Source organism: Blastomonas sp. AAP25 (genome assembly GCF_001295965.1).
GTDB lineage: Bacteria > Pseudomonadota > Alphaproteobacteria > Sphingomonadales > Sphingomonadaceae > Blastomonas > Blastomonas fulva.
In genome coordinates this window covers 393,562-417,557 of the sequence record NZ_LJHP01000002.1, presented here as the reverse complement: position 1 = coordinate 417,557, position 23,996 = coordinate 393,562, and the positions used below count along the sequence as shown (strand labels likewise).

23 protein-coding genes are annotated in these 23,996 nt (G+C 63.4%); 16 read left to right on the top strand and 7 right to left on the bottom strand.

The features are described 5' to 3' along the window. Positions 1–4: 4 nt before the first annotated feature. The 12 genes from IP68_RS03790 (at position 5) to IP68_RS20730 (ending at position 10,902) form a co-directional block, all read left to right on the top strand. The gene (locus tag IP68_RS03790; RefSeq protein WP_054133608.1) at positions 5–1,114 is read left to right on the top strand and encodes a methyltransferase; all 1,110 of its coding nucleotides are present in this window, start codon (positions 5–7) and stop codon (positions 1,112–1,114) included. A 167-nt stretch (positions 1,115–1,281) separates the two neighbouring features. Then, positions 1,282–2,217, top strand: coding sequence for a chlorophyll synthesis pathway protein BchC (bchC, locus tag IP68_RS03785; protein WP_054133607.1), 936 nt, complete (start codon positions 1,282–1,284; stop codon positions 2,215–2,217). Then, positions 2,214–3,212 carry a chlorophyllide a reductase iron protein subunit X gene (locus IP68_RS03780; RefSeq protein ID WP_054133606.1) on the top strand — a complete coding sequence of 333 codons (999 nt, stop codon included), beginning with the start codon at positions 2,214–2,216 and terminating at the stop codon, positions 3,210–3,212. The genes bchC and IP68_RS03780 overlap by 4 nt, the downstream gene beginning before the upstream one ends. Continuing rightward, complete coding sequence (gene bchY / locus IP68_RS03775) at positions 3,209–4,741, top strand: chlorophyllide a reductase subunit Y (RefSeq protein WP_054133605.1); 1,533 nt, start codon at positions 3,209–3,211, stop codon at positions 4,739–4,741. Before IP68_RS03780 ends, bchY begins: the two co-directional genes overlap by 4 nt. Further along, on the top strand, positions 4,738–6,192 hold the full coding sequence (gene bchZ, locus IP68_RS03770; protein ID WP_054133604.1) for a chlorophyllide a reductase subunit Z: 1,455 nt from the start codon (positions 4,738–4,740) through the stop codon (positions 6,190–6,192). The genes bchY and bchZ overlap by 4 nt, the downstream gene beginning before the upstream one ends. Positions 6,193–6,320: 128 nt before the next feature. Continuing rightward, positions 6,321–6,533: a light-harvesting antenna LH1, beta subunit gene (gene pufB, locus IP68_RS03765; RefSeq protein WP_023839307.1), complete on the top strand. Its 213-nt coding sequence runs from the start codon at positions 6,321–6,323 to the stop codon at positions 6,531–6,533. Between the two features lie 15 nt (positions 6,534–6,548). Further along, entirely contained in the window at positions 6,549–6,734 is a 186-nt protein-coding gene (gene pufA / locus IP68_RS03760; protein WP_054133603.1) for a light-harvesting antenna LH1, alpha subunit, read from the top strand. A gap of 179 nt (positions 6,735–6,913) precedes the next feature. Beyond that, positions 6,914–7,738 carry a photosynthetic reaction center subunit L gene (pufL, locus tag IP68_RS03755; RefSeq protein ID WP_054133602.1) on the top strand — a complete coding sequence of 275 codons (825 nt, stop codon included), beginning with the start codon at positions 6,914–6,916 and terminating at the stop codon, positions 7,736–7,738. 15 nt (positions 7,739–7,753) lie between these two features. Further along, the gene (gene pufM, locus IP68_RS03750) at positions 7,754–8,806 is read left to right on the top strand and encodes a photosynthetic reaction center subunit M (protein ID WP_054133601.1); all 1,053 of its coding nucleotides are present in this window, start codon (positions 7,754–7,756) and stop codon (positions 8,804–8,806) included. A gap of 5 nt (positions 8,807–8,811) precedes the next feature. Then, positions 8,812–9,927 carry a photosynthetic reaction center cytochrome PufC gene (pufC, locus tag IP68_RS03745; protein WP_054133600.1) on the top strand — a complete coding sequence of 372 codons (1,116 nt, stop codon included), beginning with the start codon at positions 8,812–8,814 and terminating at the stop codon, positions 9,925–9,927. A gap of 117 nt (positions 9,928–10,044) precedes the next feature. Further along, entirely contained in the window at positions 10,045–10,776 is a 732-nt protein-coding gene (locus IP68_RS03740) for a hypothetical protein (RefSeq protein WP_054133599.1), read from the top strand. After that, positions 10,777–10,902 carry a hypothetical protein gene (locus tag IP68_RS20730; protein ID WP_255352527.1) on the top strand — a complete coding sequence of 42 codons (126 nt, stop codon included), beginning with the start codon at positions 10,777–10,779 and terminating at the stop codon, positions 10,900–10,902. A 52-nt stretch (positions 10,903–10,954) separates the two neighbouring features. Here the strand turns inward: IP68_RS20730 and IP68_RS03735 are convergent, their stop codons facing one another. The 5 genes from IP68_RS03735 to IP68_RS03715 all read right to left on the bottom strand — a co-directional run bounded on the left by IP68_RS03735 (position 10,955) and on the right by IP68_RS03715 (position 15,086). After that, positions 10,955–11,281 (bottom strand): HNH endonuclease, encoded by a 327-nt coding sequence (locus IP68_RS03735; protein ID WP_197275713.1) that lies wholly within the window; start codon positions 11,279–11,281, stop codon positions 10,955–10,957. A 10-nt stretch (positions 11,282–11,291) separates the two neighbouring features. Then, complete coding sequence (locus tag IP68_RS03730) at positions 11,292–12,662, bottom strand: amidohydrolase (RefSeq protein WP_054133598.1); 1,371 nt, start codon at positions 12,660–12,662, stop codon at positions 11,292–11,294. Between the two features lie 202 nt (positions 12,663–12,864). Further along, positions 12,865–13,260, bottom strand: coding sequence for a VOC family protein (locus tag IP68_RS03725; RefSeq protein ID WP_054133597.1), 396 nt, complete (start codon positions 13,258–13,260; stop codon positions 12,865–12,867). 51 nt (positions 13,261–13,311) lie between these two features. Continuing rightward, positions 13,312–14,418 (bottom strand): serine hydrolase domain-containing protein, encoded by a 1,107-nt coding sequence (locus IP68_RS03720; protein ID WP_054133596.1) that lies wholly within the window; start codon positions 14,416–14,418, stop codon positions 13,312–13,314. Positions 14,419–14,519: 101 nt separating this feature from the next. After that, a complete protein-coding gene (locus IP68_RS03715; RefSeq protein ID WP_054133595.1) occupies positions 14,520–15,086 on the bottom strand; it encodes a DUF3617 domain-containing protein in 567 nt (188 codons plus the stop codon). Between the two features lie 156 nt (positions 15,087–15,242). Here IP68_RS03715 and uvrB point away from each other — a divergent pair, with 156 nt between their 5' ends. The 4 genes from uvrB to katG all read left to right on the top strand — a co-directional run bounded on the left by uvrB (position 15,243) and on the right by katG (position 20,383). Further along, complete coding sequence (gene uvrB / locus IP68_RS03710; protein WP_054133594.1) at positions 15,243–17,423, top strand: excinuclease ABC subunit UvrB; 2,181 nt, start codon at positions 15,243–15,245, stop codon at positions 17,421–17,423. 87 nt (positions 17,424–17,510) lie between these two features. Next, complete coding sequence (locus IP68_RS03705; RefSeq protein ID WP_054133593.1) at positions 17,511–17,765, top strand: type II toxin-antitoxin system HicA family toxin; 255 nt, start codon at positions 17,511–17,513, stop codon at positions 17,763–17,765. Continuing rightward, positions 17,762–17,992 (top strand): type II toxin-antitoxin system HicB family antitoxin, encoded by a 231-nt coding sequence (locus IP68_RS19665; protein WP_082382088.1) that lies wholly within the window; start codon positions 17,762–17,764, stop codon positions 17,990–17,992. The genes IP68_RS03705 and IP68_RS19665 overlap by 4 nt, the downstream gene beginning before the upstream one ends. A 147-nt stretch (positions 17,993–18,139) precedes the next feature. After that, a complete protein-coding gene (gene katG / locus IP68_RS03700) occupies positions 18,140–20,383 on the top strand; it encodes a catalase/peroxidase HPI (RefSeq protein ID WP_054133592.1) in 2,244 nt (747 codons plus the stop codon). Between the two features lie 66 nt (positions 20,384–20,449). Here katG and IP68_RS03695 read toward each other — a convergent pair whose 3' ends face one another. Next, positions 20,450–22,594 carry an AsmA family protein gene (locus IP68_RS03695; RefSeq protein WP_231683680.1) on the bottom strand — a complete coding sequence of 715 codons (2,145 nt, stop codon included), beginning with the start codon at positions 22,592–22,594 and terminating at the stop codon, positions 20,450–20,452. A 200-nt stretch (positions 22,595–22,794) separates the two neighbouring features. After that, positions 22,795–23,943, bottom strand: a complete 1,149-nt coding sequence (locus IP68_RS03690) for a hypothetical protein (protein ID WP_054133591.1) — start codon at positions 23,941–23,943, stop codon at positions 22,795–22,797. Positions 23,944–23,996: the final 53 nt, after the last annotated feature.

The following is a 23,996-nucleotide window of genomic DNA, read 5'->3' as shown; positions in this document are numbered from 1 at the left end:
TCTTATGGTTGGATGGAAGCAACGCTGGGTCGGCTGGCGCAACGGCATTATCTCGAGCCCGGCATTCCAGTCCTGGGCATCGCGGTTCCCGCTGACCCGCCCGGTGTCGCGGGTGCGGGCGCGCAGGCTGTTCGATATCATCGCCGGGTTCACTTATTCGCAGACCCTGTTCGCCTGTGTCGAAAGTGGCATCGTCGCGCGGCTGCAGCAGGGGGCTGCGGCTTCGGCTGAGCTGGGCACGCGGGCGCGACTCGGGCCCGATGCGACGCGCCGGCTGCTGCGTGCGGCGGCGGCACTGGGGCTGATCGAGCGCGTCGGCGATGATCTGTGGATGCTGGGCGAACAGGGCGTCGCTTTGGTCGGCAATCCCGGTGCGATCGCGATGATCCGTCATCACCACCTGCTCTACGCCGACCTTGCCGATCCGTTGTCGCTGCTGCGCGGCGAGCGCACCGTGCCCGGCGCGCTCGCAGGCTATTGGCCCTATGCGCTGGGCGATGGCAGCGAGGGTGAGGACCAGGCAGCGGTGTCCCCCTATTCGCAGCTGATGGCGGCATCGCAGCCTATGGTCGCCGATCAGGTGGTGCATGCCTGGCGATTCGACCGGCACAGACGCATGCTCGATGTTGGCGGCGGGGCAGGGGCGTTCATCGCGGCGGTCGCCAGGGTCGCGCCAAGGCTCGACTTCGGGCTGTTCGATCTGCCCGCGGTCACTGCGATCGGCGCGCGGCAGCTGGGCGAACAGGGGATCAAGGTTAACCCGCATCCCGGCGATTTCCGCAACGACGCGATTCCCACGGGCTATGACCTGATCACATTGATCCGAATCCTGCACGATCATGATGACGAGCTGGCCCAGGCGCTGCTGATCAAGGTCCGCGCCTCGCTCAAGCCCGGAGACACGTTGCTGATCGCCGAACCGATGGCGGGAACCAGCGGCGCAGAGGCGATGGCGGACGCCTATTTCGGCTTCTATCTGCTCGCCATGGGCTCGGGCAGGGCCCGTACTCCGCAGGAAATCGGCGCCATGCTGACCCGCGCAGGCTTTGCATCGTGGCGGGAACGACCCACCGGGCTGCCCATTGTCACCCGCGTGATTGCCGCTACCGCCTGAACTGCCCCAAACCCCCTCATGCCATCGCCGTGTGTCAGAGTGTCCAAAAACAAATGCACCTGAATGTGTAAACCTACATTGACACTATGGGGAGTTAAGTTAAGATGACACCTTGTTGAGGGGTCTCCTAACTGACCCTGCAAGGCTCAAAACAAGGGGATCGCACAATGCAGGCAATGGCCGTCATTTTCGAAGCGCCGCACCGCCTTGCCTTGCGTCCCCTCGCGTTGAACGCGCCGGAATCCGGCGATGTCGTGGTCGAGATCGTGTGGAGCGGGATCAGCACCGGGACCGAAAAACTGCTGTTTACCGGCAAGATGCCGAGCTTCCCCGGAATGGGCTATCCTTTGGTCCCCGGCTATGAGTCGGTCGGCCGCATCGTCGACTCCGGCGCCGAGTGCAGGGGCCGGATCGGCGAATGGGTGTTCGTCCCCGGCGCCAATTGCTTTGCCGATGCGCGCGGTCTGTTCGGCGGATCGGCCCGGCGACTCGTGGTTCCCTCGGCACGTGCGCTTCCCATCGATGAAAGCTGGGGATCGGACGGCGTGCTGTTCGCGCTGGCCGCCACTGCGCTTCACGCAATGGCAGGCGGCGAGCCTCCCGACCTGATCGTCGGCCATGGCATTCTGGGCCGTCTGCTCGCTCGCCTCACCATCGCCAGCGGCGCGCCCGCGCCCACCGTGTGGGAAATCGACCCCTCGCGCAGCGCGGGGGATCATGGCTATGGCGTGATCCATCCCGATAGCGACGAGCGTCGCGATTATCGCAGCATCTGCGATGTCAGCGGCGACAGTTCGCTGCTCGACACGCTGATCTCTCGCCTTGGCAAGGGTGGCGAGGTCACGCTCGCCGGCTTCTACCAGGCGCCGCTCAGCTTCACCTTCCCGCCCGCATTCATGCGCGAAGCGCGCATCCGTGTCGCTGCCGAATGGGGCCCTGACGATCTGGTCGCGATCCGCGCGATGGTCTCGAGCGGGGCGCTCAGCCTCACCGGGCTGGTCAGCCATGTTCAACCGGTCGCCGATGCGCCCAGCGCCTATCCGACTGCCTTTACCGACCCCGCCTGCCTTAAAATGATACTCGATTGGAGCGCTTGCGCATGACGATGCTGGAAAACTCTGGTCCCGATGTAACCGCGCTGCGCGATGAAGCGTCGCACGAGCCCGATCCGGTCCATACCGGCCCGGTAACCAAGGAAACGCAGATCATCGCGATCTACGGCAAGGGCGGCTCGGGCAAGAGCTTCGCGCTCTCCAACCTCAGCTACATGATGGCGCAGCAGGGCAAGCGCGTGCTGCTGATCGGTTGCGATCCCAAGTCCGACACAACCAGCCTGCTGTTCGGCGGGAAGGCCTGCCCGACGATCATCGAAACCAGCAGCGCCAAGAAGCTGGCCGGTGAAGAGGTCAAGATCGAGGACGTCTGCTTCCAGCGCGACGGCGTGTTCGCGATGGAGCTGGGCGGTCCCGAAGTGGGACGCGGCTGCGGCGGGCGCGGCATCATTCATGGTTTCGAACTGCTCGAGAAGCTGGGCTTCCATGATTGGGGCTTTGATTTCGTGCTGCTCGATTTCCTGGGCGACGTGGTCTGCGGCGGCTTCGGCCTGCCGATCGCGCGCGACATGTGCCAGAAGGTCATCGTCGTCGCCTCGAACGACCTGCAGTCGCTCTATGTCGCCAACAACGTCTGCAAGGCGGTGGATTATTTCGGCAAGATGGGCGGCAATGTCGGCGTCGCCGGCATCCTGATCAACAAGGACGACGGCACCGGCGAGGCGCAGGCTTTCGCCGCCGAAGTCGGCATCCCGATCCTCGCTTCGATCCCTGCGAACGAGGACATCCGCCGCAAGTCGGCCAATTATCAGATCATCGGGCGGCCCGACACCGAATGGGCGTCGCTGTTCGAGGAACTGGCGATCAACGTCGCCGAAGCGCAGCCCGCCTCGCCGCGGCCGCTGACCCAGGACGGCCTGCTCGGCCTGTTCAAGCCCGAAGACACCGGCGGCAACGTCGAACTGGTCCCCGCTACCCAGGCCGACATGCGCGGCGGCACCTACGAACAGAAGCCTTCGCTCGAAGTGGTTTACGACAGCGTATGACCGACACTCCCGCCTCTTCCGCCTCGCGCACACCTGACCGGATCGACCTTGCGGCCGCTCCGGTAGAGGGAGGGTGCTCGTCAAAGGACACCATGCGCGCGGCCGCCGAAGAGGCTGGCAAGGGCGAAATCCTGGCGCGTTACGCTGCCGATTATCCCAAGGGCCCGCACGATCAGCCGCAGAGCATGTGCCCCGCGTTCGGATCGCTCCGGGTGGGCTTGCGCATGCGTCGCACCGCGACGATCCTGTCGGGCTCTGCCTGCTGCGTCTATGGCCTGACCTTCACCTCGCATTTCTATGGCGCGCGCCGTTCGGTCGGCTATGTGCCGTTCAGCTCGGAAACGCTCGTCACCGGCAAGCTGTACGAAGACATCCGCGACGCGGTGCATGTGATGGCCGATCCGGCTTTGTACGACACCATCGTCGTCACCAATCTGTGCGTTCCGACCGCTTCGGGCGTGCCGCTGCAGGGCCTGCCCAAGGCGATCAACGGCGTGCGGATCATCGGCATCGATGTTCCCGGGTTCGGCATCCCCACCCATGCCGAGGCCAAGGACGTTCTGGCCGGCGCGATGCTCGCTTACGCGCGCAAGGAAGCCTCGCAGGGCCCGGTTGCCGCTCCCAGCCATCGCCCGGATCGCCCGACGGTGACGCTGCTGGGCGAGATGTTCCCCGCCGATCCGGTCGGCATCGGCCAGCTGCTCGAACCTCTGGGCCTGGCGGCAGGGCCCGTCGTTCCGACCCGCGAATGGCGCGAGCTCTACAGCGCGCTTGATTGCGCCGCGGTCGCTGCGATCCATCCGTTCTACACCGCCAGCATCCGCGAATTCGAAAGCGCCGGACGCCCGGTGATCGGTTCTGCCCCGGTGGGTGTCGATGGCACCGCCGCCTGGCTCGATGCGATCGGCGCCGCCTGCGGGATCGCGCAGTCTGCGGTCGATGCCGCCAAGGACAAGTTCCTGCCCGCGATCCGCGCGGCGCTCGATGCCAACCCGATCAAGGGCCGCATCACCGTTTCGGGCTATGAAGGCTCCGAACTGCTGGTCGCGCGTCTGCTGATCGAAAGCGGCGCGGATGTCCCTTATGTCGGCACGGCCTGCCCCAAGACGCGCTGGTCGGAGCCCGATCGCGCGTGGCTTGAAGAGCGCGGCGTGCGCATCCAGTACCGCGCGAGCCTGGAGCAGGACATCGCGGCGGTCGAAGAGTTCCGCCCCAATCTTGCGATCGGCACCACGCCCGTGGTCCAGCACGCCAAGAGCGAGGCGATCCCGGCTTTGTACTTCACCAACCTCATCTCGGCGCGCCCGCTGATGGGCCCGGCAGGCGCAGGCTCGCTGGCGCTGGTGATCAACGCCGCGCTCGCCAACCAGGACCGGTTCAACCGGATGCAGAGCTTCTTCGACGGCGTCGGCATGGAAGAGAATGCCGGCATCTGGCGCGACACCCCGGTCGACCGCCCCGAGTTCAAGAAGAAGTACGCGGCCCGCATGGTCGGCATCAACAAGTCCGAAGAGGCGGTGGGCACATGACGCTCATTATCGATCACGATCGGGCCGGCGGCTATTGGGGCGCGGTCTACGCGTTCACCGCGATCAAGGGCCTGCAGGTCATCATCGACGGCCCGGTGGGCTGCGAGAACCTGCCCGTCACCTCGGTTCTGCATTATACCGATGCGCTGCCGCCGCATGAACTGCCCATCGTCGTCACCGGCCTGGGCGAGGAAGAGCTGGGCAAGACCGGTACCGAAGGCGCCATGCGCCGCGCCTGGCAGACGCTCGATCCCGATCTTCCCGCGGTGGTGGTCACCGGCTCGATCGCCGAGATGATCGGCGGCGGCGTGACGCCCAACGGCACCAACATCCGCAGGTTCCTGCCGCGCACCATCGACGAGGACCAGTGGCAGGCCGCCGATCGCGCGCTGACCTGGTTGTGGACCGAATTCGGCCCAAAGAAGGTCAAGCCGCTCGCCCCCCGCAAGGAAGGGGTAAAGCCCAAGGTCAACATCCTGGGCCCGATCTACGGCACGTTCAACATGCCCAGCGATCTGGCCGAGATCCAGCGGCTGGTCGAAGGCATCGGCTGCGAGCTCAACATGGTCTTCCCTTTGGGCAGTCATCTGGCCGATGTGAAGAAGCTTGCGGACGCAGAGGTCAACATCTGCATGTACCGCGAGTTCGGCCGCAACCTGTGCGAAACTCTTGAACGACCCTATCTTCAGGCTCCGATTGGCCTCGAATCGACCACCCTGTTCCTGCGCAAGCTGGGCGAGCTCACGGGGCTCAACCCCGAACCGTTCATCGACCGCGAGAAGCACACGACGATCAAGCCGCTCTGGGATCTGTGGCGTTCGGTCACGCAGGATTTCTTCGGCACAGCGAGCTTCGGCATCCACGCCAACGAGACCTATGCGCGCGGTATCCGCAATTTCCTCGAGCACGACATGGGGCTGCCGTGCAATTTCGCCTTCAGCCGCACCGCCGGGGTCAAGCCCGACAACGAGGCGGTGCGCGAGGCGATCCGCACCAACCCGCCGCTGGTGATGTTCGGCAGCTATAACGAGCGGATGTACATGGCCGAGTGCGGGGCGCGCGGCATGTATATCCCGGCGAGCTTCCCCGGCGCGGTGATCCGCCGCCATACGGGAACGCCGGTGATGGGCTATTCCGGGGCGACCTGGCTGGTGCAGGAAGTGTGCAATGCGCTGTTCGACGCGCTGTTCCACATCCTGCCCCTGTCGACCCAGATGGATGCAGTTGCGGCAACGCCTGCCAGGATCGAGCGGGAACTCGACTGGACGGACGAAGCCAAGGCGCGGCTCGACCAATTGGTCGACGCGCAGCCGGTTCTTGTGCGCATCTCTGCGGCCAAGACCCTGCGCGATGCGGCCGAAAGGGCCGCACGGCGCGCGAACGAGAATACAGTAACCGAGGTGCGGCTGGTGGAGGAAGCCGTCGCACAGAATATGGGGCAGCTCGCGTGAGCGGCTGGTCCAGTCATCGGCCTTGGGACGGGGCCTCCAACATCCGCGTCGGGTTCGCCCGCACGGATAATCGCCTGGAAGGCGCCTGCTGGCGTCCTTCCAAATCTGGAAGCTAAGGAGAATATCTCATGGCAGATGAAGGGATGGGTCCAACGACCTACCTCACTGAAAGCGAGGCGAAGGAGTTCCACAAGCTCTTCGTCGCCAGTTTCGCTTTCTTCACCATCGTCGCGATCATCGCGCACGTACTGGTTTGGCAATGGCGCCCATGGTTCCCGGGTACGCCCGGCTATGAAGCGACATCGAGCCTCGACCCGGTGACCGACGTTCAGCTCAGCTAAGAAGGAAACCTGATCATGCATAGAATGTGGCAATCATTCGATGGCAACAGGATCCTGACTGCGCTTGCGGTCTTCCTGTTCGTCCTCGCACTTCTCATCCATTTCATCCTGTTGAGCACCAATCGCTACAACTGGCTGGAAGCTCCGAACCCGACCGCTGCTCCTGCAGCAGTGGCTGCGGCATCGGCAATTACGCCCTGACATCAGGGTAAATGCCAGTGTGTCGCCTTGCCAGGCGATATGGGCGGGCCGGCCGGGCTGGTTCCAACCGGTCCGCCCCTTGCACTGGTGATTAAACAAACGGGGCCTCGAGGAAATCGGGGAAGAAACTATCAGGCTCGCTGCGCCCTTGCCGCAGCGGCTAACGAAGGAGTCTGGCAATGGCGCTCTTGAGCTTCGAGAGAAAATATCGCGTCAGAGGCGGAACATTGGTCGGCGGAGATCTGTTCGATTTCTGGGTCGGGCCATTTTATGTCGGCTTCTTCGGGATCACGACTTTGTTCTTCGCCTCGCTCGGTACCGCGCTGATCTTTTACGGCGCATCGCAGGGTGGGACCTGGAACCCCTGGTTGATCAGCATCGCTCCGCCCGACCTGAAATACGGGTTGGGCCTGGCGCCACTGAAGGAAGGCGGCCTCTGGCAGATCATCACAGTCTGCGCGATCGGCGCCTTTGTCAGCTGGGCGCTGCGAGAGGTCGAAATCTGCCGCAAACTGGGCATGGGCTATCATGTTCCCTTCGCCTTTGCGGTCGCGATCTTCGCCTATGTCACGCTGGTGGTGTTCCGCCCGATGCTGCTGGGCGCCTGGGGACATGGCTTCCCTTATGGCATCTTCAGCCATCTCGACTGGGTGTCGAACGTCGGATACCAATACCTGCACTTCCACTACAACCCGGCGCACATGCTCGCCGTGTCGTTCTTCTTCACCACCACCCTCGCGCTGTCGATGCATGGCGCGCTGGTTCTTTCGGCCACCAACCCGGCCAAGGGTGAAGAGGTGAAATCGCCCGAATATGAAGACACCTTCTTCCGCGACCTGATCGGCTATTCGGTCGGCACGCTCGGTATCCACCGCGTGGGCCTGCTGCTGGCGCTGAATGCCGGTTTCTGGAGCGCCGTGTGCATCATCATATCCGGCCCGTTCTGGACCCGCGGCTGGCCGGAATGGTGGAGCTGGTGGCTCAACCTGCCGATCTGGATGTGAGAGGGGTAATTCACCATGGCACGCTACCAAAATATCTTCACCCAGGTTCAGCTGCGCGGGCACCCCGAAATCGGGATGCCGCACAAGGACGACAGCGAACCGCGCATCAACGCCACCGGATTCAGCTACTGGATGGGCAAGTTCGGCCAGGCCCAGCTTGGTCCCCTGTATCTGGGCAAGCTTGGCCTCGCCTCGCTGCTGATGGGTTCGCTGGCATTCCTGATCATCGGCCTCAACATGCTGGCCTCGGTGAGCTGGAATCCCAACCGGTTCCTCAAGGAGCTGTTCTGGCTCGCGCTGGAACCGCCCGGTCCTGAATGGGGCTTCTCGCCGATGGTGCCGCTGGCCGAAGGCGGCTGGTGGATCATCACCGGCTTCCTGTTGACCGCATCGATCCTGCTGTGGTGGCTGCGCACCTATCGCCGCGCCAAGGCGCTGGGCATGGGAACGCACATTGCCTGGGCTTTCGCCAGTGCGATCTGGCTGTACCTCGTGCTCGGCTTCATCCGCCCCGCCCTGCTGGGCAGCTGGTCGGAAGCCGTGCCCTTCGGCATCTTCCCGCACCTCGACTGGACCGCAGCCTTCTCGATCCGCTACGGCAACCTGTTCTATAACCCCTTCCATGCGCTCTCGATCGCCTTTTTGTACGGCTCCACCTTGCTTTTCGCGATGCACGGCGCCACAATTCTGGCTGTGGGTCGCTATGGTGGCGAGCGGGAGATCGAACAGATCTACGACCGCGGTACAGCCAGCGAACGCGCCGGACTGTTCTGGCGCTGGACCATGGGCTTCAATGCCACCATGGAATCGATCCATCGTTGGGCCTGGTGGTTTGCGGTGCTGACCACACTTACCGGCGGTATCGGCATCCTGCTGACCGGCACGGTTGTCGATAACTGGTATCTCTGGGCTCAGGAGCACAACTTCGCTCCCGCCTATCCCGATACCGGTGTCGTCGATCCCAGCACGACGCTTATTGCGCCGAGCGAGGCTGTGATCGATCCAAACCAGATGGTTGAGGATCCGGGCGCGCTGCCCGCGGCCCCCAGCCAGACGCAAGGGAGCTGACGGCCATGCTTAGTCTTTCCAAACTGACCGCCATGGGGGCGCTGGCCATTGCCGGCCTCGCCCTGGCGGGATGCGAACTCGGTCCCAAGCAATCGCAGCAGACCGGGTATCGCGGCACCGGCATCGTCCAGATCGTCGATCCGCAAAATGTGGTCGCGCCCGGCGATGTGCCGCCGCCGCCTTATGCTTTGCCCGCCCCCTCGGGGCCCAAGGCGGGCGAGGTGTATCAGAACGTCAAGGTGCTGGCGAATGTCAGCCAGGAAGAGTTCGACTACACCATGGCGGCGATTACCCAGTGGATCGTTCCGGCCGATGCGCCGGCCGAGGAAGCCGGGTGCAATTACTGCCACAATGCCGAAAATCTGGCTGACGACAGCAAGTACACCAAGGTTGTCGCGCGCCGGATGATCCAGATGACGCAGAACATCAACCAGAACTATTCGGATCACGTCAAGCAGACCGGCGTCACCTGCTACACCTGCCACCGCGGCAACGCCGTTCCGAAATATGTGTGGACCGATCCCAGGCCGTCCGACGGACGTCTGATGGGTAACAAGCGCGGCCAGAACACCCCCGACCCGTCGGTGGCCTATGCCTCGCTGCCGGTGGGCACCTATGCCAAGTACATGCGCGGCAATTCGGGCCCGGCACGGGTGATCTCCAAGACCATCCATCCGACCACCGCCAACCGGCAGAGCGTCAAGGATGCAGAAGGCAATTATGCCATCATGATGCATCTGTCGCAGTCGCTGGGCGTCAACTGCACCTATTGCCACAACAGCCGCTCGTTTGCGCGCTGGGAACAGAGCAGCCCGCAGCGCGCCCTGGCCTGGTATGGCCTGCAGATGGTGAAGAACACCAACGAGGAATACATCCATCCGCTGGCCAGCGTTTTCCCGGCCAACCGGCTTGGCCCTCAGGGTGATCCCTACAAGACCAACTGCGCAACCTGCCACCAGATGCAGCGCAAGCCTCTGGGCGGTGCCCAGATGGCCAAGGACTATCCGGCGCTGCGTACGGTCGGACCGGTTGTTGCTCCGGCGGTTCCGGGCGCGGCTCCTGCCACCGGCGCAGCCGCAGCAGCAGCGGCTCCTGCCGCAGCAGCGGCAGCCGGGAACTGAGCTGATACAATTCCTCTCCCAGCTTGCTGGGGGAGGGGGGCCACCCGCGCAGCGACCTGCGGTCGGCGCTCCCCCTCCCCGAGACAAGCTCGGGGAGGATTTTTTTAGGCCCCATGCATGCACCTGTTTGAAGCCCTGGTTGTTCTCCACGTCATCGCCGGAGCAACCGGGCTGATTGCGTTCTGGGTGCCGATCGCCGCGCGCAAGGGTGGCCCTGCGCACCGCAAATGGGGGCGGATCGGGACATACGCATTCCTCGCCGCAGGCACGCTGGCGGTTTTGATGGCGCTGCTCTCGCTCTACGGGCCCGAACAGCGGCTGCCGATGATCACCGACCGGGTGCTGTTTGCCGGGCTGTTCGGCTGGATGATGCTGTATCTGGGTACGCTCACCATCGGTTTTGCCATCTATGGCCTGGCGGTTGTGCGCCACCGCGCCAACCGCGCCGCGTTGCGCGGGTTCCGCTATCAGGCGATGTTCGGCGCGGTGATCGCCTCGGCGCTGTGGTGCGGCTATTTCGGGCTCAGCATCGGCCAGCCGTTGATGGCGGCGGTGGCAACGGTCGGGCTGGCGGCGGTGGCGACTCAGCAATTCTATGTCTGGCGTGCCTCACCCCCGCCGCGCGCGCATGTGCCCGAACATTTCCGCGCTTTGCTCGGCATGGGCATTTCGGCCTATACTGCGTTTCTGTCGGTCGGGCTGATCCGGTTGGTGCCCGATCATGTCTTCAACCCGCTGATCTGGGCGGTGCCAAGCATCATCGGCATCGGCCTGATCATCCGTTTCACGCTGGGCGCACGCCCGGCGCGGCGTGGTCAGCCGGGCCAGGCGCACAAGCAGGAGGCGTGAATGGGCGAATGGATCGGCAACAATATCGGCATCATCGAGATGGCCTTCACCGGGGCGGTCGTGCTGGGCCTGTGCGCATGGCAATACTGGCAGGTGCGCGATGCGGGCAAGCCGCCCAAGGATTGATGGGGCCAGGGGTATCTTCCCACATCCGCTCAGCCTGAGCGGGGCTGGAGTATCACCGCTCCTTCTTCTTCGTCGGCGCGTTGAAGTCCGCGGGCTTTCCCGCCACCCAGGTCAGGAATTTCGCTATCTCGGGATGGTCGCGCAAGGCCTGCGGGTCGCCATTGGTGCGGGCAAGCTCGCTGTTGGTGAAGTGCGCATGGATGGTGCGGTGGCAGATCGGGTGGACCGGCTCGCGGCCCTTGCCGCCACGGCTCTTGGGCACAGGGTGGTGATATTCCACCACCTCGCCCAGATCGCGGCCGCACAGCCAGCACGGGACGGGCGCAGGCGCTGCCGCCTCGTCGTCCTCTTCCTCTTCCCAGGCACGGCGTTTGGCCATCAGACGTGCATCAATCCGCGGTCGGGCCGTTGCCGGGGCCGAGCAGGTCGACCACCGCGGTCACCATCGCCTCTGTCGCCAGTGTGATCGATTCGCGCGGGGCAACCTTGAAGAACGGCGAGTGGTGCGCAGGAACCGGCGGCCCGCCCGCCTTGGCCGCGTCGATATCCGCCTGCGGGGTGCCGCCGACGTTGAAGTACAGCCCTGGCACATCGGTATTGGGCGCGACGAAATAGGCGAAGTCTTCCGCGCCCATGCCCGTCTGCGGCTCGCTGGTCAGCAGCGCGCCGGTCCCGAACCGCCGTGCGAAGGTCTTGGTGATCCGCTCGGTCAGCGGCTTGTCGTTCACCGTCACCGGGGTCGATTCAAAGCCCACGCGCACCTTGGGCAGTTTGTCGTCGGGCAGGCCGTTCAGCCGTCCGACATTCTCGGCGATCCGCTTGATGCCATCAAGCAGGGTCTTGCGCACCTTGTTGTCGTTCGACCGCACGGTGAGTTGAAGTTCGGCCTTGTCGGAGATGATGTTGTGCTTGAACCCCGAATGGAACGATCCGACCGTCACCACGCCCGCTTCGAGCGGCGAGATCTCGCGCGAGATCAGCGTCTGCAGCGCAACGACGATCTCCGCGCCGATCAGGATCGGATCCTTGCCCATGTGCGGATAGGCACCGTGGGTGCCGACGCCGAAGACGGTGATGTCGACCGAGTCGGATGAGGAGGCGGTGAGCCCCGGCTGGATCTCGATCTTGCCGGTGGGGGTGCCGGCCGAAACATGGAAGGCGAGCGCGTAATCGGGCTTGGGAAAGCGCGTGTAAAGGCCGTCTTCCATCATCTTGGCCGCGCCGCCGATCCGTTCTTCGGCGGGCTGGACGACGAACACCACGGTGCCCTTCCACTGGTCCTTCATCGCCGCCAGCCGCCGCGCGGTGCCGACCATCGACGTGATGTGGGTGTCGTGCCCGCAGGCATGCATCACCGGCTTTTCGGTGCCGTCGATATCGATCTGCTTCGCCTTGGATGCATAAGCGAGGCCGCTGTCCTCGGCGAGCGGCAGGCCGTCCATATCGGCGCGCACCATGATCACCGGACCATCGCCGTTCTTCATGATACCGACGACACCGGTGGTGCCCACGTCTTCGGTCACCACCGCACCTGCCGCGCGCAATTCCGCCGCCATGATCTTGGCGGTGCGGGTTTCCTTGAACGATAGCTCGGGGTTGGCGTGGAAATCGAGGAACAGCTTTTCCAGCTTGGTGTCGTAATCGCTGGCAACCGCCTTGCCGAGCGCGTCGGGCGCTGTTTTCTGAGCGGTTGCCGGGGCCGAAAGTGACAGCGCCAATGCGCTCCCGAGCAAGCCCAAGGTCTTGGTTGTGGATGTCATAGCCGTCCCCGTTCGATTGCGCTTTGTGCGTCGTCGTCGTGACTATAGCGGGGCGCTGAGTTAATTCTATCGTCATTCCCGCGAACGCGGGAATCCCGCTTTCTTCAGCGCTCGCGCAGAAGCGGGACCCCCGCATTCGCGGGGGTGACGACAAAACGGCGTTTTGGAAACTGTGGGCTATCGAAGGAGGTCCGGGGGGCGATCAGTCCGCCGGACCCACCTTGAATGCGCACAGCTTGTTGCCGTCGAGGTCACGGAAATAGGCGCCATAGAAAGCCTGGTCGCCTTCGGGTCCGCGCAGGCCCGGTTCGCCCTCGCAGCTGCCGCCCAGTTCCAGCGCCTTGGCATGGAGCATGTCGACCTTGGCGCGGGCATCCAAGGCCAGCGCGATCATCGTGCCGTTGCCGACGCTGGCTGGCTCGCCGTTATAGGGCCGGGTCACCGCGATGCCGGGGACGCCCCATTGCGTGCCGAACAGCGTGAAGCCGTTTTCCTCCATCCGCATCAGCTCGCTGCCACCCAGCGCGCCGACCAGCGCCGCATAAAAGGTGCGTGCCTTGTCGAGATCATTGGTGCCAACCGTCACATAACCGATCATCGCTTATCTCCTGCCTGCTGCCCGTCGATTCGGGTTGCGCTTTGCAACCTATCACGGGCATGCGACAAGACAATGACCTACGGGGTAATCTTCGGCATGGCCGGTGCTGATCCGCACCACGCCTTGCCCGCCGGCGCGGTCGACCCACAGCCCGGCGCGCAGGCCATAGGCCTCCCCCGGATGACCGATCCACACCCGCCCATCGGCCTGCTCGATGCGCTGGACCCCAAGTCCAAAGGCGGTGAAATAGCCCTTGTCGTCATCGCCGTTGCTGCCGTCGAAGCGCCATTGCGCGCGGATCAGCTCGGCAAAGGATTGCGGGGTGAGCAGCCCGTCGCCGCCACCCAGCAGCATCTGACCCAGCCGCGCCAGACCGCCTGCGGAAATGCGCAGACCGCCCTGCGGGCCAAAGGCCGATCCGTTCTGTCCGGGCAGATAGGCATCGAGATCGCACCGGCCATCGCGGGTCGTCATCGACGCGCATTGCTCGGGCTGGGTGATCCAGTCATCGCGCGCGATGCTGCCATCGGGGCGGTAGAGCGTGATCGCGTCCTTGCGCGCCTCGGTCTTGCAGCCCGACCAGTTGTAGCAGGCCGGGATTGCGAGCGGATCGAATACCTCTTCGGTCATGATCCGGTCGAACCGGCGCCCCGTCGCCGCTTCCATCACCGCGGCGACCACGGGATAATTGACATTGGCATAGCGGAAAAAACTGCCGGGGGCGTGGCTCGCATCCCAGGCCTCGGGCTGGGCCAGCAGGTCGGCAAGTTTCGCATCGAGCGGGATGAAATAGCCCGCGTCATCGGTCAGCCCCGATTGGTGCGACAGCAGCAGCCGGAGCGTGATCTTGGCGCCGGGGTGCTGCGGGTGGACCAGTCGCCAGCCGAGATACAGCGAGACGTCGCGATCGAGATCGAGCGCCTGCTTGTCGACCAGCCGCATCACCGCAACGCCCACCGCGAGCTTTGAGATCGACGCGATCCGCACCGGATCGTCGAGCGTCGCCTCGCGCATCGAGGGCCGGTGGGCAAGGCCCGAGACCTTCGACCGACCGAGCTGGTCGGCGGTGAAGGTCAGCTCGATGCGGACATTGTCGTCGGTCTGCGCGGTGGCGGGGGCGGCGAGGGCCCCCAGCATCAGCGCTACCAACACCGTCATTCCCGCGAAGGCGGCAATTCCGTTTATGCGTGATGTCCAATCAGAAAAGCGGGAGCCCCGCTTTCGCGGGGATGACGGCACAACAGGCATGGACAGGTAAATCAGCCCTTGCACTCGCCGATGCGCTTGGCGCTGTTCTTTGCCTTGATCGTCATCGAACCGCTCTGCGGCGATGCCATCACCATCGCCATCTGCATGTCATAGCTGGTGGCGGTGTAGGTGCCGGTCAGCTTGATGTCGCCCTGCTGGCCGGCTTCCTTGCCCTTGCAGGCGATGTCGGCATCGATCTTGCCGCCGGAAAGGTCGAACTTCTTGTAGGTGCACTCGTCGTTCTCGGCCCCGGCGAGGAAATCGGCGCCCGGCTTTTCGGCCTCTTCCTTGGTCAGGCAATTCTTGGTGGTCTGCACCTGGCCGACCATCTGCTTGACGATCGCGCCGGTCATGCCCTTGGCCTCGGGAGGGAGCTTGCTCTCGTCGAACTTCACATCGACGATCTCGACCTTGTTTTCCCATTCGCCAGCGCTGAACTTGATCGCTTCGGCTTCGGCAACGACCTCTTCCTTGCTGATCTTGCCGTCGCCATCCTTGTCCGCACCGCCGCCGCTGCAGGCGGCCAGCGCCACCAGCGGGAGCGCCAGGATCGATACAGTCTGCAACACCTTCATCATCTCATCTCCAAAAACCGGTTGGTGAACGCGCGACCGCATCTCCTGCACCGAACCCTAGAGATGCCGTTTGGCGATTGCAATTGTCCCGGCATATCGCCCCGATTTGTCGGGTGCCTGCCCTTGCGCCGCGCCCTTCGTCTGCGCATATCCCGGTGCATGGCAGAACTGGTAATCCGACGCGGTCTTGAAGAGCCGCAAACCGATGGCACGTTCGTGCCGCACAAGCCGCAGCGCCCCGAAAAGGCCGAGGGCGGGCGCGCGTTCAAGCTGGTCAGCGAATACACGCCCTCGGGCGACCAGCCGACCGCGATCAAGGAACTGGTCGAGGGCATCAGGGCGCACGATCAGGATCAGGTGCTGCTCGGCGTCACCGGTTCGGGCAAGACCTTCACCATGGCCAAGATCATCGAGGCGACGCAGCGCCCCGCGCTGATCCTGGCGCCCAACAAGATCCTCGCCGCGCAGCTTTATGGCGAGTTCAAGAGCTTCTTCCCCGAAAACGCCGTCGAATATTTCGTCAGTTACTATGATTACTACCAGCCCGAGGCCTATGTGCCGCGCTCGGACACGTACATCGAGAAGGAAAGCTCGGTAAACGAGGCAATCGACCGGATGCGCCATTCGGCCACCCGATCGCTGCTCGAGCGCGACGACGTGATCATCGTCGCATCGGTGTCGTGCATCTACGGTATCGGCTCGGTCGAGACCTATTCGGCGATGATCTTCGACATCAAGGCAGGCGAAAGCGTCGACCAGCGCGAGCTGATCCGCAAGCTTGTCGCGCTGCAGTACAAGCGCAACGACGCGAGCTTCACCCGCGGCAACTTCCGCGTGCGCGGCGATACGCTCGAGCTGTTTCCCTCGCACTATGAGGACGTCGCCTGGCGCATTTCGTTCTTCGGCGACGAGGTGGAATCGATCAGCGAGTTCGACCCGCTTACCGGCAGGCCCGGCGACAAGCTCGAGCGCGTGCGGGTCTATGCCAACTCGCACTATGTCACCCCCGGCCCGACGATGCAGCAGGCGGCAGCGGCCATCCGTTTCGAACTGACCGAGCGACTGAAGGAGCTCGAGATCGAGGGACGCCTGCTCGAGGCGCAACGGCTGGAGCAGCGCACCAATTTCGACCTCGAGATGATCGCCGCGACCGGCAGCTGCGCGGGCATCGAGAACTATTCGCGCTTCCTCACCGGCCGACTGCCGGGCGAGCCGCCGCCGACCCTGTTCGAATATCTGCCGGAGAACGCGCTGCTGTTCCTCGACGAAAGCCACCAGACCGTGCCGCAGATCGGTGCGATGGCGCGCGGCGACCACCGCCGCAAGCTGACGCTCGCCGAATACGGGTTCCGCCTGCCCAGCTGCATCGATAACCGCCCGCTGCGCTTCAACGAATGGGACGCGATGCGCCCGCAGACGGTCAGCGTGTCGGCGACGCCGGGCAACTGGGAGATGGAGCAGACCGGCGGCGTGTTCACCGAGCAGGTCATCCGTCCCACCGGACTCATCGATCCGCCGGTGGAGATCAAGCCGGTCGAGGAGCAGGTCGACGATCTGATCAACGAGTGCAAGAAGGTCGCCGCGCAAGGCTACCGCACGCTGGTGACGACGCTCACCAAGCGCATGGCCGAGGATCTGACCGAGTACATGCACGAGGCGGGGATCAAGGTCCGCTACATGCATTCGGACGTCGAGACGCTGGAGCGCATCGAGCTGATCCGCGACCTGCGGCTCGGCGTCTACGACGTGCTGATCGGGATCAACCTGCTGCGCGAAGGATTGGACATCCCCGAATGCGGGCTGGTCGCGATCCTGGATGCAGACAAGGAAGGGTTCCTGCGCAGCGAAACCTCATTGATCCAGACCATCGGCCGCGCCGCGCGCAACGTCGAGGGCCGGGTGATCCTCTATGCCGACCGGATTACGGGCAGCATGGAACGCGCGCTCAACGAGACCGACCGCCGCCGCGAGAAGCAGGTGGCGTACAACGAAGAGCACGGCATCACCCCCACGACGATCAAGCGCAACATCGGCGACATCATCGCGCATGTCGCCAGCAAGGACAGCGTGCTGATCGATACCGGCGATGCGGACCGCCCGCACATGGTCGGCCACAATCTGCGCGGCTATATCGAGGAGCTGGAGAAGAAGATGCGCGCCGCCGCTGCCGATCTCGAGTTCGAGGAAGCCGGAAGGTTGCGCGACGAGATCCGCAAGCTGGAGGCGGAGGAGCTGGGGCTACCGGTCGAGCAACGCGTGGCTGCGCCGAAGGGCCGGGCGACTGAGGGTAAGCCTGGCACGCGCAAGATGCGCTACGGGAAGACGCAGCGGAAGTTTTGAACGGTTTGCGAGCGGCGAAAACGTTAAATGGCGTCTGGCCGTTTCATGTGAATAATGGGGCACTCCAAACCGCACGGAGTCGTACCTATGGTCAAGCCAGCCAAACTGTATCAGCAACTTTTGGCCTCGCGCGCGGGCGTCATATCCTTTCGCGATTTCGTCCGGCTGCTCGAAGCCTTTGGCTTTGTCCATGATCGGACCATCGGTAGTCACCGCCAATATGTGCATCCCAAAGTTCCACGATCGCTCCCCGTCCAGCCGACCGGCAAGGATGCCAAAAGATATCAGGTCCGCGAGCTGCTTGATATCGTGGAGGCTTATGGCTTACATATCGAGAAATGAGCGAGCCCCGATATCATATCAACCTGTTCTGGTCGTCTGAGGACGATTGCTGGATCGCCGACGTTCCGGATCTAAAGCCCTGTTCAGCGCATGGAGATACCCGTGAGGAGGCGGTTCAAAATGTTCAGGATGCCATCGAGGGTTGGTTGGCGGTCGCAGAGGATCGTGGATTTCCCATCCCTGAACCAAAATATCGTCCTGCCATCTACGCAGTGAGAGCCGCCTGAAACAGCGGGCGCGTTAACGTCGGGTCTGATGACCCTGATCTAGTTTCTCACTAACATATATCAGGAAAATCGGTTTTCTAAATCAGGCGGGTTGGGCTTAACCTCTGGTGAACGGCGAATTCGCCGGTTTGCCAGGAGCCACAACCCATGAATCGCACATCTGTTTCCGTGTTCGCCTTGCTGGCGTTCAGCCTGTCCGCGCCTGCAGCGCTGGCGAGTGCCGAAAACGCCCCCACCGCCACCGATGCGCCCGCGCGCTCGGCTGCGATGTCCAACCAGGATTGGTGGCCCGAGCGGCTCGACCTGTCACCGCTGCGCCAGCATGCTGCGGAGTCGAACCCGATGGGCGACGATTTCGACTACGCCAAGGAATTCCAGACGCTGGACATCGCTGCGGTGAAGCAGGACATCGAGGCGCTGATGACCACCTCGCAGGATTGGTGGCCGGCGGATTACGGCCATTACGGTCCGTTCTTCATCCGCATGGCCTGGCACAGCGCGGGCACCTATCGCGTCACCGATGGCCGCGGCGGTGCGGGCGGTGGCCAGCAGCGGTTCGAGCCGCTCAACAGCTGGCCCGACAACGTGAACCTCGATCGTGCGCGCCGTCTGCTGTGGCCGATCAAGCAGAAGTACGGCCGCAAGCTGAGCTGGGCCGACCTCATGGTGCTCACCGGCAACGTCGCGCTCGAATCCATGGGCTTCAAGACCTTCGGCTTCGCCGGTGGCCGCACCGACGACTGGGAGGCCGACAAGGTCTATTGGGGCCGCGAGAAGAAGTTCCTCGCCGCCGATCGCTATCATGGCGACCGCCAGTTGGAAAAGCCGCTCGCGGCGGTCCAGATGGGCCTGATCTACGTCAACCCCGAGGGTCCGAACGGCAACCCCGATCCGCTGGCAGCGGCGCGTGACATCCGCGAGACCTTCGGCCGCATGGCGATGAACGACGAGGAAACCGTGGCGCTGATCGCGGGCGGCCATACCTTCGGCAAGGCGCATGGCGCGCACAAGCCCGACGAATGCATGGGCGCCGATCCGGCAGGTTCCGCCACCGAACAGCAGGGCATCGGCTGGGTCAACAAGTGCGGCACCGGCAAGGGCGCGGACACCATCACCAGCGGCCTGGAAGGCGCCTGGTCGGTCAATCCAATCGCCTGGACGAGCCAGTACTTCGACAATCTGTACGCGTTCGACTGGGTCCAGACCCGCAGCCCTGCAGGCGCGATCCAGTGGATCCCCAGCGACAAGAACGCGGCCAATCTGGTCCCCGATGCGCATGACAAGACCAAGCGCCACGCGCCGATCATGTTCACCACCGACCTGTCGATGAAGATGGATCCGGGCTATCGCAAGGTGTCCGAACGCTTCCACAAGGATCCGGACGCGTTCGCCGATGCCTTTGCCCGCGCCTGGTTCAAGCTGACCCATCGGGACATGGGCCCGCGCACCCGTTATCTGGGCGCAGACGCACCCAAGGTCGACCTGATCTGGCAGGATCCTGTGCCCGCGGTGACGCATCCGCTGGTCGATGCGAACGATGTCGCATCGCTCAAGTCGCAGGTTCTCGCCAGTGGCCTGACCGGGCCCGAGCTGATCCGCGCGGCATGGGCGGCAGCCGCAAGCTACCGCGACACCGACATGCGTGGTGGCACCAATGGCGGTCGCGTGCGTCTGGCCCCGCAAAAGGACTGGGCGGTCAACAATCCGGCCGAGATCACCCGCGTGGTGAGCAAGCTGGAGGCAGTGCAGGCATCGTTCAACAAGGCGCAGAAGGGCGGCAAGATGATCTCGCTCGCCGATCTGATCGTGCTGGGCGGCAATGCGGCGATCGAACAGGCCGCAGCCAAGGCCGGGCACAGCCTGACCGTGCCGTTCACCCCGGGTCGCGGCGATGCCACCCAGGCGCAGACCGATGTCAGCTCGTTCGCATCGCTCGAGCCCACTGCCGATGGCTTCCGCAACTATTACAGCGCGGCCAGCGAGATGGCGCCGGTGGACATGCTGATCGACCGGGCCAACCTGCTCAGCCTGACGGTGCCCGAAATGACGGTGCTGGTCGGCGGACTGCGCGCGCTGGATGCCAATACCGGCGGGTCCAAGCATGGCGTGTTCACCACCACGCCGGGACAGCTCGACAACGCATTCTTCGTCAACCTGCTCGACATGGGCAGCAAGTGGTCGAAGTCGGCGGGCAATCCGGGGCTGTATGAAGGCCGCGACATCAAGTCGGGCCAGGTCAAGTGGACCGCAACTCCGGTCGACCTGGTGTTCGGATCGAACTCCGAGCTGCGCGCGGTGGCGGAAGTCTATGCTGCAAGCGACGGCGAGCAGAAGTTTGCCCAGGACTTCGTCGCAGCCTGGACCAAGGTGATGAACCTCGGCCTGATGTAAGGCTTGATGACCTGACACGAAGCGGCGGCGCAGGGGCAACCCTGCGCCGCCGTTTTCATGTCCCGGTCAGAAGATGCCGAGGAACTTCTTGTCGTCCTTCTTGCCGCTGGTCGCCTTCTTGCCGTTGCCGACATCGTCCCGCGGCTTGCCCTTGGTGGTGCGCTGGCCGGCGGCCCTTGCGCCCTGCAGAACCGGACCGCAGGCGGCAGACTTGGCATCGCCGACATCGACGAACGCCAGCAGCGCAGCAGGCGGCGCGGCGAGCACCGCCAGCCCCAGGCCCACGCCTGCGCGGCCCAGCAGTTCGGGGCTGATGACGTTGAGCTTGGCGGACGAGAAATAGCCGCCGATCTGCACCGGCGACTGGCCCGACACGAGGCTGAACTTCTTGCCATCGGCGCGGAAGGCCATGTCCATCTGCTCGGTGGCGAAGCTGAAGCCGCCGCGCCCGGTGATCACGTTCTTGGTGGTGTCGATCAGGATCGGGTCCGCCGCCGCCGCGCCCTTGCGCACGGTAAACGCGACCAGCCCGCAATTGATCTGCACCGGGTCCTTCAGCTTGTCCTCGAACATCTTCTGGACGAAGGTGCCGAAATCGAGCTCTGCCAGCTGGACGTTGCGCGTCCAGAAGGTTCCCTTGGGGATGACGAACGCCATCCGGCCCGATGCGCTGCCGAGCGAATCGTGCAGCGCGTCGCCATCGCCGGTCAGCTGGATGCGACCTTTGACCGTGCCGGTGGTGCCCGCCTCGGCGACGCCGAACCCGCTGAGCAGCTGCGCCATCGGGGTCGAGGCCAGACGGATGTCATATTGCGTGCGCGCCGGGCGGCGGCGCCAGTCGATGGCGATATCGGACTCAAGCTTGCCCCGCGCCATGGTCAGCACCAGAGGCGACAGCTTGAGCATGCCATCATCGAGATCGACGGTGACCGAGATGTCGCTGATCGGAATGCTATCCGACCGCAACCGGGCAGCGGTGTAACGCACATCGGCGTCGAACACGCGCAGCCCTTCGGCACGAAGGCTGGCATTGGGCAACAGACGGGCAGGGGCCGCACCGCTTTCCGCAGCCGCCGCCTGGACGCCGCGCGCCGCCACGACATCGGGATTGTAGCCGATAAAGGGCGAGACATCGATGATGTCGAGTGTCTTCGTCGCCAGCGTCGCATCGACATGCACCCGCTCGCCCGCCATGTTGACGGTGAATTTGCCCGCGATGTCGCTGTCGCCGAACGTGCCCTTCAGGCCGGTGAAGCGATATTCGCGGTCGTTCTTCACCAGCGTGGCATTGAGTTTGTAGGTCCGGGTGCGCGGGATGACGACGCCGATGATCCCCAACAGCTCGGCGGCATTGCGGCCCCGCGCCCTGGTGGCCAGCGGTACGCCCTCGATATCGGCGAGACTGGGCAGGGTGCCCGAGATATCGATGATGTTGTTGGCAGCGCGCGCCTGCAGCTCAAGCTTGTTCTGGCCGCGCTGTACCGTGGCATCAGGGGTCAGCAGCGCGCCCTTGAGCGTGAAGGGGGTCGAGCGCAACGTGCCGTCGCCGGTGAACCGCACCGCTTGGCCGATTCTGGCATCGTTCGACACCACCGAGGCGAAGTCGAGATCGGTCAGCAGCTGGAGCACGGGGTCGCGGTATCGCACCTTGGTATCGCGCAGCGAAGCCCGGTCGATCGTCGGCAACTCCAGCGGCTTGGCATCGCCGCTGCTGTCGAATGTCCAGGTGTTGGCGGTGCGCCGGGCGTTCCATTCGAGGTCGACTGCGCCGTCGGTCAGGTCAAGCCAGTACAACCGCCAGTTGCCGAGCAGCAGCGGCAGCGGCGCGATCCGGGTGTCTATCCTTCGCGCGGTGAACAGATAGGGGCGCGTCGCCCATTCCGGGTTCGAAACCGTCAGTCCTTCGGCGAAAAACTTGATCCTGAAAGGCGCGAAGTAGAGCTGGAAGTCCCCCTTCACCGCCACCTCTCGTTCGGTCAGCGATGAGGCGATGCCTTCGACCGGGCCCTTGAGAAAACGTCCCTTGGTGATGAACAGGATCAGCCAGATGGCAAACAGCGTGCCCAGCACACCGATCGCGATATTGCGCGCGATACGCAGACGGCGTTTGCGTCGTTCGGCGCTATCAGGCGGGGTCAGCTCCGACGGAGTGGGAACAGGCGCGGGGGTGACAGAAGCGGGTTCGGATGCGTCGTGCGATGTCGGGTTCATTATTGCGCCTAGCACGAATGGCCCGAGCCTCTGCCCTTTTTTCCTCGGCTGGAAAGGAGCGCAGCTGCGGACGGCGGAAAAAAGCTGTCTGGAGCCAACACACGAACGGCCATATCGTTGCCCGCAGCTCCGATTTGCCCTTTAGCCTTCATGCGCGCAGTGTTTCGGCGGGCTGCGCGAATTCCGGTAGCGGCTGGACGTCAGCGAGGCCCGAAAAAGTCCTTCTTCAGCCGCGTGCGTTCAATATCATACCATTTGGGCAACTTGTTGATCAGCGTCTTGCTGACGCCGTCGTCGGTCATGATATAGGGTCGATCGACATAGTTCAGCTTCTCTTCGTAGAATTTCATGCAGTATTTATAGATGCTGTTCTTGTCGATCGGGTTCTTGCTGAACAGGAACTGGTCGGCGATGACTTCGGATGAATCGCTTTTGCTCATGTCGATCCAGAAGATCGGGTAGGGCAGGCCGCCCAGAACTCCTTGCAGAATTTCTGAGCCGTCATAGTTGATCTTGACATTGGATAGCGAACCGCCGTCGCCGGACAGTTCCGACAGGACGTAGAGGAACACCGCATCAATGCTCAGAACGAATTTTCTGGGTGTTGCCTTTTTGGTCAGTCGAAACCCGATATCGATCGCAGGGCCGATGAAATCGATCTCGACGCCATTTTTGACCGGGTTGCTCTCAAAGCCGTCCAGGATGTCCAGCAACTGGGCTGGAGAGGTTCCAAGCTGATCTGCTTTTTGCGAACGGGTGGCGGCTTCCGCGCTTGTTGCTTTTTCCAACTTGGCATTATGCTCGGGCCCAGAGTTATTGCCATCCTGGCCCGAAAATCCTGAAAACTGGACGCCAACCAAAACCTTGTTCTGTATCGGAAATTCACCGACCCAGGCGGTCGATTTGATCGAAATCTCGGGATTCTTGAGATCCTTTTCGAACCTCTTGTAGAGCTCCTGGATCGCATTGATCCAGATGTCGATGCACTCTTTTGCCTGATGACGATTGGCCACGTATTTGCGGTAAACCAGTTCGTCGCCGATCGTTTTCCAAAGTATAGGCTTGGTGCCCAGCCTTTTTTCAACCAGCGTCGCATCCTTGAGGCTCAGCAGATGCGCCTTGCGTTCGCTCCATTTCTTGTCGAAGCAATGTCCGAGACTGGTGAAAAAGAACTGCAGTGTCGTTGCCCACTCCTGCGTGTCAGGATGATGGACATTTCTCTTTCGCTGTTTGCGTTTCTTCTGCTTTAGGGCGGTTGATCCGACTAGGTCTGCACTCAGAAACAGTATCTGTTTGGGTTCGGCAAAGCGCACGAACTTCTGTTCAAGGTCATCATCTGTGATCGACATGCAAACGCCCCCGTTGCTTCGGCAGCAGTAACGCTGTCAAAGATCAGGGATGT